Source organism: Streptomyces sp. FH025 (genome assembly GCF_017427025.1).
Classification (GTDB): domain Bacteria; phylum Actinomycetota; class Actinomycetes; order Streptomycetales; family Streptomycetaceae; genus Kitasatospora.
In genome coordinates this window covers 1-9,343 of the sequence record NZ_JAFLNG010000287.1, presented here as the reverse complement: position 1 = coordinate 9,343, position 9,343 = coordinate 1, and the positions used below count along the sequence as shown (strand labels likewise).

The 9,343-nt window shown below is 66.2% G+C and carries 9 protein-coding genes; 7 read left to right on the top strand and 2 right to left on the bottom strand.

The features are described 5' to 3' along the window. Positions 1–214 precede the first annotated feature (214 nt). Together J0670_RS20590 and J0670_RS20585 are read left to right on the top strand one after the other, a co-directional pair. On the top strand, positions 215–1,099 hold the full coding sequence (locus J0670_RS20590; RefSeq protein ID WP_207813108.1) for a helix-turn-helix transcriptional regulator: 885 nt from the start codon (positions 215–217) through the stop codon (positions 1,097–1,099). Beyond that, the gene (locus J0670_RS20585; RefSeq protein WP_207813107.1) at positions 1,096–1,311 is read left to right on the top strand and encodes a DUF397 domain-containing protein; all 216 of its coding nucleotides are present in this window, start codon (positions 1,096–1,098) and stop codon (positions 1,309–1,311) included. Before J0670_RS20590 ends, J0670_RS20585 begins: the two co-directional genes overlap by 4 nt. Positions 1,312–1,360: 49 nt before the next feature. On the opposite strand, the gene J0670_RS20580 is transcribed toward J0670_RS20585, so the two are convergent. Both J0670_RS20580 and J0670_RS20575 read right to left on the bottom strand, forming a co-directional pair. Beyond that, complete coding sequence (locus tag J0670_RS20580) at positions 1,361–2,287, bottom strand: SUMF1/EgtB/PvdO family nonheme iron enzyme (protein ID WP_243437286.1); 927 nt, start codon at positions 2,285–2,287, stop codon at positions 1,361–1,363. 54 nt (positions 2,288–2,341) lie between these two features. Beyond that, on the bottom strand, positions 2,342–3,115 hold the full coding sequence (locus J0670_RS20575) for an aminotransferase class IV family protein (protein ID WP_207813106.1): 774 nt from the start codon (positions 3,113–3,115) through the stop codon (positions 2,342–2,344). A gap of 250 nt (positions 3,116–3,365) precedes the next feature. Between J0670_RS20575 and J0670_RS20570 the strand changes: the two genes are divergently transcribed. The 5 genes from J0670_RS20570 to J0670_RS20550 all read left to right on the top strand — a co-directional run bounded on the left by J0670_RS20570 (position 3,366) and on the right by J0670_RS20550 (position 9,067). Beyond that, positions 3,366–3,935 carry an ATP-binding protein gene (locus J0670_RS20570; RefSeq protein WP_307806612.1) on the top strand — a complete coding sequence of 190 codons (570 nt, stop codon included), beginning with the start codon at positions 3,366–3,368 and terminating at the stop codon, positions 3,933–3,935. Between the two features lie 257 nt (positions 3,936–4,192). Continuing rightward, on the top strand, positions 4,193–5,287 hold the full coding sequence (locus tag J0670_RS20565; RefSeq protein ID WP_207813104.1) for a radical SAM protein: 1,095 nt from the start codon (positions 4,193–4,195) through the stop codon (positions 5,285–5,287). Beyond that, positions 5,284–6,105, top strand: coding sequence for a hypothetical protein (locus tag J0670_RS20560; protein WP_207813103.1), 822 nt, complete (start codon positions 5,284–5,286; stop codon positions 6,103–6,105). The genes J0670_RS20565 and J0670_RS20560 overlap by 4 nt, the downstream gene beginning before the upstream one ends. Next, entirely contained in the window at positions 6,102–7,334 is a 1,233-nt protein-coding gene (gene serS / locus J0670_RS20555) for a serine--tRNA ligase (protein ID WP_207813102.1), read from the top strand. The genes J0670_RS20560 and serS overlap by 4 nt, the downstream gene beginning before the upstream one ends. Next, positions 7,331–9,067, top strand: a complete 1,737-nt coding sequence (locus J0670_RS20550; RefSeq protein ID WP_207813101.1) for a carbamoyltransferase C-terminal domain-containing protein — start codon at positions 7,331–7,333, stop codon at positions 9,065–9,067. The genes serS and J0670_RS20550 overlap by 4 nt, the downstream gene beginning before the upstream one ends. The last annotated feature ends 276 nt before the right edge of the window (positions 9,068–9,343 follow it).

The following is a 9,343-nucleotide window of genomic DNA, read 5'->3' as shown; positions in this document are numbered from 1 at the left end:
CCGGGCGGAAGTCGCCCGGTGACGGATCAAGGCATGGGGATGCCCGGTAGCGCGCCCCACATTGATCACACTCCGTGGATGCACTCGCTACATCACGTAGCATGCACTTGCCTTAAGATCATCCGCAACGTTGCCTGAAGAAAAGATGCGACGGCCTGAGATTGCCGACGCGGTTACCGTGAGCGCAGACTGACTGCCGATCAGGGGAGGTTGCATGCGAGCGGACAACGTGGCGAGTGCGCCATCCACCGTGCTGGGACGGCAGCTGGGGGACGAGCTGCGCGGCATGCGGGAGCGTGCGGGCCTGAGCACCAGCGTGGTTGCCGAAGCGCTGGACTGCACCAAGGGCAAGATCTCGCGCATCGAGAACGGCCGTAGCCCTGTTCGGATGCCGGATCTCACCGCGATGCTCCAGCTGTACGGCGTCGATGACCCGGCCGTCCACGAGCGCCTCTCCGAGCTGGCCCGCACGGCCAACAAGCGGCGGCGCGGGAGTGGCTGGTGGAGCGAGTACGGCCATGTGCTCGCGGACACCTACCGTGACTTCATCGCACTGGAGGCGGTCGCATCGTCGGTACGCACCTTCCAAAGTCAGATGATCCCGGCTCTGTTGCAGACGCCCGACTATGCGCGTGCCCTCACCGCCGCGAGTCTTCGCTGGCAGCAGCCCGAAGAGGTCGAACAGTTCGTCGCTGTCCGCCTGATGAGGCAACAGCGATTGACGGCCGATCCGCCACTGTCCCTCTCGGTCGTGCTGGCCGAAGGTGCTTTGCGGCAGCAGGTCGGCGGAGCCGCTGTCATGAGGGATCAGCTCGCGCACCTGGCGAATTCCGCGTCCATGCCGAACGTGACCATCCAGGTGATTCCGTTCAGTGTCGGTGCACACGCCAGCATGGCCGGACCGTACGTGATCCTCGGATTCCCGTCCGAAGCCGCAATGGACGTCGTCCTGCTGGACAACCCGTCGGGTTCCATGTGGCTTGAGGGCGCAAGCGAGGTGGAGACGTACTTGGGGCTCTGGAACGATGTCCGTACCAAGGCGCTGCCACCTGCGGAATCCCTGGAATTGATCACGTCGATCAAGGAGCTTGGTGCATGACCCAAACCCCAGACCTCTCCGCTGCCGTATGGCGCAAGAGCTCTTTCAGCGGCCCCGACAACGAGTGCATCGAGGTCGCGGACGGGTTCTCGGGGGTGCTTCCCGTCCGCGACTCCAAGGACCCGCGCGGGCCTTCCCTCCTCTTCACCGCCGACGCCTGGACAGCCTTCATCACCGGCGTCCGCGCGGGCGAGTTCCCTACAGGGCGCTGACCGGCAACAGATCGGCTACCCCCATGTTGGGCCGTCGCCGTGTGCCTGATCAGCTCCGTTCGCCGTCCACGAAGGAGCATCGGAAGCCGGTGTCATCGTCGAGCATGGTCGTGTCGGCATCGTTGAATGCGGACGGCGTCGCCCGTGCGAAAGGGCTGGTGAAAGCGCCGCCCTTGAGTTCGCGCCGTCCTGGCTCGGACTCGCTGTTGCACCACTCCCAGATGTTGCCGCACAAGTCGTAGACGCCATATGCGCTGACGCCACTGTGGAACCGGCTGACTGGCGTCGTCCGGCCGATGCCGCTCTCCCGACTGTTGCACTTCGCGGGAGTCGGCTGATCGCCCCAGGGATACACGTCTCCACGAGGCCCTCGGGCGGCCTTCTCCCACTGCTGGCTGGTCGGCAACAGTTTGCCTGCCCAGAGCGCATACGCGGCGGCGTCATGCCAGGTGACGAACACGACGGGGTGGTCGAACAGTCCGTCCGGGCACTTCCCCTTGGGCCAGTGGCGGGGTGGCGGGTGTCCGGTGGCTGCGATGAAGCGGGAGAAGTCCGAGTTCGTGACCGGGAAGACGTCGATGTAGAAGTCCGGCAGCCAGACCGGTGTCTTCTCGGGGCCGGCGAGAAACACCCCGGCTTCGACCAGGGCCATCTGTTTGCCGTCGCCGTGGTGTCTGATCTGGTGCTGCCGGGGCAACGCGTGCTCGGTCTCCGCGCGTTGGTCGGAGAGGACGGCGTCCGAGGCACCGGTCAACCGGACGAAGCGTTCATGGACTTCTGGGCCGGACGCGGCCAGAGAGGTGTCCAGAGCTGCCTGATTCACCGGCCGGGGCGTGATGCCATCGCCTCTGGCCTCCCACTTCGACACCATACGGTCGCTCACTCCGAGGTGAGTAGCGAAAGCCTCGATGCTCATTCGCTTCGCTTGCCGAAGTGCCTTGACCTCGACGCCGGTCCATACCTCTACGGTCGCCAACGCGGCCCTCCACCCCACAGCTATCGCCCCCAGCGCTCCTGCCGCTGGGGGCAACTAGAGTAGATCGACTGGGAGTTCCGTGTACTCCTTGCGGAGCTGTTCGACTATGGGGTGCGTCTCCGGGAAGGTCACGCCGTCGACCGCGCTGATCGCTCGGACGCCGATGCCGATGTTGGTGGCGAATGCGGCATCAAAGTCGGCGAGGTCGGCAAGTCGAACGGTCGCGGTCGCCGACGGGTGGGCCTGGCGCAGCAGTTCCATCGTGGTGCCGACCAGGCAGTCGGCATCCGGCCAGACGACCTGATCTCCCTTGACGAAGCCGACGTTCCAGGTGCCGCCCTCGGAGATCACGGACTCGGCATCGGTGAAGAGAGCGTCGTCGAAGCCCGCCCGTTGGGCGTTGCGGCGGTGGCGGAGCGAACCGAAGAGGCCGACGCTCTTCACGGCCGGCATGTCGCGGGTGTAGACCACGGACTGAACGCGCATGGCGGGAAGGGGAAGCGACCCGGCCGGACGGGTGGTCACCAGAACGTGGGGGTGGGCGTCGCTTCCGACGTGGCCGAGGTCGAGAGCGGGGTCGAAGACCGTCACCCTCACCACGCAAGCCCCGGAGGACGGCGCGGCGCCACGGGCGAAGTCCCGGACACGGTCGAGGTCGAGGTCGGTATCGAAGACGGCGCGGCAGTCACGGGCCAGGCGCGCCAGGTGGAGGGAGAGGCCGCGTACGTGGCCGTCCTCCACACGGATCGAGGTGAAGTGCCCGTAGTTCGTCAGGGCAAGGGCCTGGAGGTGGTCCAGGCTGATCGGGCTTCCGTTCAGTTCGGCCATGGCGCCAAGCATGGCATTGGCCCTGGAGAGCGGGGCACGGTTCCAGCCGGTGGGACACCGAAGTTCGGTGAAAGTTCAGTGCCGGGGCAGTGTCAGGACGTACCGGCCTGGTCACCTTCAGCGCCAGCCTAGTCACACAACGTTGGCTTCCGGCTGGACAGCTCACGGCCTGCACCTCTCGAACGGGGCAGGCGAGAACCGCGCGGCGAGCCTTCACCTCCAAGCAGCTCCCGACCTGGGAGGACACCCCGTGTCACAAGCACGCTCCGGCTTCAGCCAGTTGGCGCTGGCCGACACCCCGAACGCGGTCGGGTGGGCGCGGCGCCACGCCGCTGACGTGCTCCACAGTTGGCAAGCTCCGCCCGACATCATCGACACGGCCCGGCTCATCGTGTCCGAGCTGATCACCAACGCCATACGGCACACGCGCGCCGACGAGGAAGTCTCCCCGTATTCGCCGCTGTCACCGGTGCGAACGGTCACCCTGACCCTCTGGCTCGAACGCGAGCGCCTGTTCATCCTCGTGCACGACAACGACCGTCGTCCGCCGGTGGTCAAAGCGGTGGGAGAGGACGCGGAAAGCGGCCGGGGCGTCTTCCTGGTTGAGGCGCTGAGCGAAAAGTGGGGCTACTACTACCCTCCCGAGTCCGCCGGCAAGGTCGTGTGGTCGGAGCTGCGGACCGGTGGCCGAGACCCCGGGTTCAGGAACGACGACGCCGGGCCAGGCCGCAGCGCCGACAACAAGTACGCGGCCGGACGGTCCTACAGGGACACGCCGTTGGTGGTGGCCCGCACCCTGGTCGCCCTCCGCGAACTCTGACCCGAGGAACGCCCACCCCCAGCGGGCCCACAGTCGAGCGGCCGGCACCGAGTTCCCCCACGGTGCTGACCACTCCGAGCGCCCTCGCATCCCCACCGCGAGATCCAGGCCCCCGCGATTCGCGCACCGGGTAGCGAGGGCGCTCACCAAGTCCAGTAACTCAACTATCTGGAAGGGGAGTTGATGCCAGACGACCCATCGCGAGGCGCACATGCAGACCGACCCGACGACCGAAAGGCAGAAACACCATGCAGGTGATGGACAACCGGTACTCGCCGGGAATGCGCAAGTGGAACCTCCGTTTCGGAATCACGTCCCGCTGCAACATCCGCTGCCAGTACTGCCTGCCGGAGGGCAAGCAGGGCGTCATCGTCCAGCCGTCGCTGGAGGAGGCCATCGAAGTCCTCCAGGCGGCGCACGACATCGGGTTCACGCGGGTCCACTACACGGGCGGCGAGCCGACCGTGCGCCGGGACTTCGTGGACCTGCTCCAAGCCGCGAAGGAGATCGGCTTCACGCAGCAGATCGTCACGACCAATGGTTACCGGCTGCACCACATCATCGAGGACGCGATCGACGCCGGCCTCACCCGGGCGATCATCAGCATCGACACCCTCGACGAACAGCGGAACCTCTTCATCACCCGCCGAGGCTTCCACAGCGACACCCTCCGCAGCATCGAGCGTTCCGTCGAACTGCTGCCCACGCTCACCAAGATCTCGTGCGTCACCATGCGCGACACCCTGCACGAGCTGCCGGCCTTCATCGACTACGCCCGCAGCCTCAACACCAGCGGTGGGGCCGGGCAGTTGGCGATCAAGCTGAACCAGTTCTTCCCCTCGAACCCGGCCCAGCTCGGCGCCGAGGGCGAAGCCTTCTGGAAGAACCAGTTCGTGGAGGAGTCGGCCATCCTCGACTCCCTCGCCAAGGCCGGGGAGCTCAACCCGGTGCGGCGCGAGGGGATCGAGGGCGACAACCCCAGCTACAACTACTACGAGATCGGCGACACCGGGGTGAAGGTCGCCGTGCTGGCGATGTTTTCCTGGGACTACCCGTGCGGGGGCTGTTGGAAGCTCCGCATCAGCCCCAACGGCATGGCGACGATCTGCATCAGCCAGAAGAACCCGCCCGTCCTCTGGGGGATGTCCCTCGACGAGAAGCGGGAGACCTTCAAGCGCCTGACCGGCTACCGCGACAGCGAGCAGTTCGACATCGACAACCCCAACCGCAAGCACTACCGCGACCAGCTCGGCGAACTGCGCTTCGACAAGGTCGTCGGCGAGCAGAAGACCATCGCGCACTTCCGCACCATCCTCACCCGTGAGCAGATGGAAGGCGGGAAGACGGCGTGAGCGTGGGACTGGAGCGCCTGTGCTTCGGCACATCCACCTTCGTGGCCGGCCGCCTGCTCCCGCAGAAGGAGTCAGGCCCCGGCATGGCCGCACTGCGCACGGCGCTCCAGTCCGGCGTCCGGCTGATCCACTCGAACCCCAACCTCGACACCCAGTGGGCCGTCCGTGAGGTGTTGGAAGAGATCGGGCCGGTCGACGGACTACGTCATCTCGTCAAGGCCGAGTGCCCGCTTCGCGGCGACCTAGAAGCGCGTATTCACTCCGCCATCGAAGTCTCCACCGGCCAGCTCGGCGTCTCCAGGATCAACGCGCTCGTACTCGAAATCGACCTCAAGCGCACCCAGCACACGGACCTGCTGCACAAACCGCGAGTGCTCGCCGGCTTCTTCCGCAACGGCGCCCGGGTGGCCTTCGCGTCGGGCCGAGTCGATGCGGTGTACGCGTATTGCCACGGTCCCCAGGCGCTGGCCGCCGCACTCCAGGTGGAGGCGATCAGCGCCGTCGCCACTCAGTACCACCTGACCTCGCCCTGGGCTTACGCGCACCTCGCTCAGATCAGGAGGGCCGGCAAAACATTCATCGGCATGTCGCCGCTCAATCGGGGGGCGCTGGTGAACCCGCTCGCCACCACAGCCCGTGCGCGGCTCCTACCACTGGCATGGGCACTGAACGACCCGCGCGTCGCCGCCCTCGCGGTGACCATGTCCACCCCCGAACACGTCAACGAGGTGATCGACACTGTCCGTAACTCGGAACGATCAAGGTCCAGTTCTCCCTACACTGACCCGACCGGAACCCCAAGGAGAGAACTTCCGTGATTGACATTGCCCTGTTGCGAACCGACCCCGACCTCGTGCGTCGTACCGCACGGGCGAAGGGCTCCGACGTCAACGTCGACCGCCTGATCGAGGTGGATGGCGAACTCCGCCAGGAGCAAACCCAGGCCGAGGAGCTGCGCGCGCAGCAGAAGAAGCTGGGCAAGGGCGCCGACATCGAGGCCGCCCGCGACCTCAAGAGCCGCCTCCAGGCCGCCAACGACCGAGTCCGCGACCTCCAGGCCGAGCGCGACGACCTGTGGGTCCGGGTGCCGAACATCTTCCCGGACGACACCCCTTCGGGTGATGACGACGAAGGCAACGTCGAGCTGCGGACCGTCGGCCTCCCGGAGCCGACCGACGAGGCCCGCGCCCACGAGGTCATCGGCGAGCGCCTGGGCATCTTCGACCTCAAGCGTGCTGCCGAGGTCTCCGGCTCCGGCTTCTACTACTGGAAGGGCGACGGTGCCCGCCTCGCCTGGGCGATGTTCTCCTACGTCCAGGACTTGCTGGTCCAGCGCGGATTCTCCCCGATGATGACCCCGCTGATGGCGCGCGAGCGTACGTTCTTCGGTACCGGCTTCCTGCCGTTCTTCGAGGACCAGCTGTACCGCGTACAGGGCACTGATCTCTCCCTGATCGGCACCACCGAGCAGACCCTGATCGGCTTCTACGGCGACACCATCCTCGACCCCGAGGAGCTGCCGATCCGGGTGGCCGCGTTCTCCCCGTGTTTCCGCACCGAGGCCGGCGCGGCGGGCCGGACGAACCGCGGTGGCTTCCGCGCGCACCAGTTCCACAAGGTCGAGCAGATCGTCCTGTGCCACCCAAACCAGTCCGAGCACTGGCTCAACGAGTGCCAGCGCAACGTGGAGGACATCCTCGACGGCCTCGAACTGCCCTACCGCGTCGTGCGCGTGTGCCTGGGCGACATGGGCGCGCCCACCTACAAGAAGTACGACACCGAGGCGTGGTTCCCGTCCTTCGGCCTGTACCGCGAGACGCACTCCAACTCGAACCTGTGGGACTACCAGTCCCGCCGCTTCAAGATCCGGTTCAAGGACGGCGACGGCAAGACCGTGCTCCCGCACACCATCTCCTCCACCGGCATCACGGACCGTGCCGCACTGGCCATCCTGGAGAACCACGTTCAGGCGGACGGCACGATCTACATCCCCAAGGCGCTCCGGCCCTACATGGGCGGACAGGAATGGATCGGCAGGCGGGATTGACCCTGACGCTGGGGCTGAACTTCGGCACCCACGACGCGGCGGCGGCCATCGTTCACAACGGAACGGTGGCCGCCGCCGTCGAAGAGGAGCGCCTGAACCGGATCAAGAACACCAAGGTGTTCCCCGAGCGCGCGATCCAGGCGTGTCTGGACCTGGTGGGAGCCCGCGCTGACGACCTCGACCAAGTGGCCCTGTTCGTGGACCCGAAGCTCCACCTGCTCCTGGCCCCCTCCAACCTCCGCCACGGCACACCGGCATCCATCGGGTCCCTGCTCTCCGACCTCGACAAGTACCGCAAGCGCCGACGACTGCCGGCCACCATCCGCAGCAGCGGCCTCTTGCCGAAGAACCTGCCGCTCATACCCGTGCCCCACCACCGGGCGCACGCGGCCAGCGCGTACCACGTCTCCCCGTTCGAAGACGCGCTCGTCGTCACGCTCGACGGACGGGGCGAGTACGAGACTGCCGTCATCTTCGAGGGCATCGACGGGCAGCTGATCAGGCGTCACCACATCACCTACCCGCACTCATTCGGCTACCTGTACAGCGCGCTCACCCGCTACCTGGGGTTCCGTCCGCAGAGCGACGAGTACAAGGTCATGGGCCTGGCCGCCTACGGCAGCGACACCTACACCGAACGACTCGCTCAACTAGCCAAGTTCGACGCCGACACCGGCCGCTTGCGCCTGGATCTCCGCTACTTCGACCACCACCGCAGGCCCAGCCGCAACCGCACCCTCTGCAGCCCCGCCCTGACCGAACTCCTCGGCCCATCAAGGAATCCCGGCGACGAGATCACCGACCGCCACCGCGACATCGCCCACGCCCTCCAGTCCCTCCACGAACGGCTGGTCGGCGCCTACATCGCCCACGCCCAACGGCTGATGCCACGCAGAACGCTCTGCCTCGCCGGAGGCGTCGCGCTGAACTGCGTCGCCAACGCGGCGATCATCAACTCCGGACGCTTCGACCAGGTCTTCATCCAGCCTGCGGCCGGCGACGCCGGGACCTCCATCGGGGCCGCGCTGATCGCGGGTGCATCCAAGGAGCGGCTGCCGCTCCACAATGCCTTCCTCGGCCCCGCGTTCGGCATCGATGCCATCGAGAAGGCCCTCAGCAGCCTTCCAGCGGGCCGCTACGAGGTGAGGCGTACTACCGACCCCCACCAGGAGGCGGCGAGGCTGCTACACGCAGAGCAGGTGATCGGCTGGTTCCAGGGCCGTATGGAGTTCGGACCGCGCGCGCTCGGCGCCCGCAGCATCCTCGCCTCACCCCGCTCGCCCGAGACGGCAGTACGGATCAACGCCATGATCAAGCAGCGCGAGGCGTTCCGCCCATTCGCGCCAGCGGTTCTGGCAGAGTGCGCCGACGAGTACTTCGACCTCTCTCCGGCTGGCGCGTTGGTCTACCCGTACATGCTCGCCACAGCGCCTGTGCGCCCGGAACGACGGAACGAGATTCCTGCCGTCGTCCACATGGATGGATCGGCGCGTGTCCAGACCATCGGCCAGGAGACCAATCCTCATCTTTGGCGGCTCGTCCGAGAATTCAAGCGGTTGTCCGGGTTGCCCGTAGTGCTCAACACCTCGTTCAACGGCGCGGACGAGCCAATCGTGTGCACACCCCAGGACGCCGTGCGCACATTTAGCAGGTGTGGATTGGATGCGCTGGTCATCGGCCCGTTTGTTGTCCGCCAGCGCCTCAAGGAGGCCATTGAATTGCCGTGCTCTTGATCTGGCTTGATTGGCCGGGCGCCTGAGCCTCGGGCTCTGCAAATATGAAAAATGAGTGACGTCTAATTCGGGGGACCTCTCGCATTAACTAGCCGTGCCGGGCTTCAAGGCTTGCATCGAAGTTCAGTGTCCTGTTCTAACTCTGGGCATGTTGGGGACAGGAACTGAATTGATCCCAAAAAGATCTAATCTTGTTAGAACTCTCCCCTGCTTCTGCGCAGGAAGTCGGCCCGGTCGACTTCCTGCGCAGAAGTGGCTGTGCGCAATTCCGTCGCC

Excerpts from the sequence above, each read along its gene's own strand:
- J0670_RS20565 (WP_207813104.1), top strand. The coding sequence starts at position 4,193 with ATGGACAACCGGTACTCGCCGGGAATGCGCAAGTGGAACCTCCGTTTC.
- J0670_RS20585 (WP_207813107.1), top strand. The coding sequence starts at position 1,096 with ATGACCCAAACCCCAGACCTCTCCGCTGCCGTATGGCGCAAGAGCTCT.
- J0670_RS20590 (WP_207813108.1), top strand. The coding sequence starts at position 215 with ATGCGAGCGGACAACGTGGCGAGTGCGCCATCCACCGTGCTGGGACGG.
- J0670_RS20575 (WP_207813106.1), bottom strand. The coding sequence starts at position 3,115 with ATGGCCGAACTGAACGGAAGCCCGATCAGCCTGGACCACCTCCAGGCC.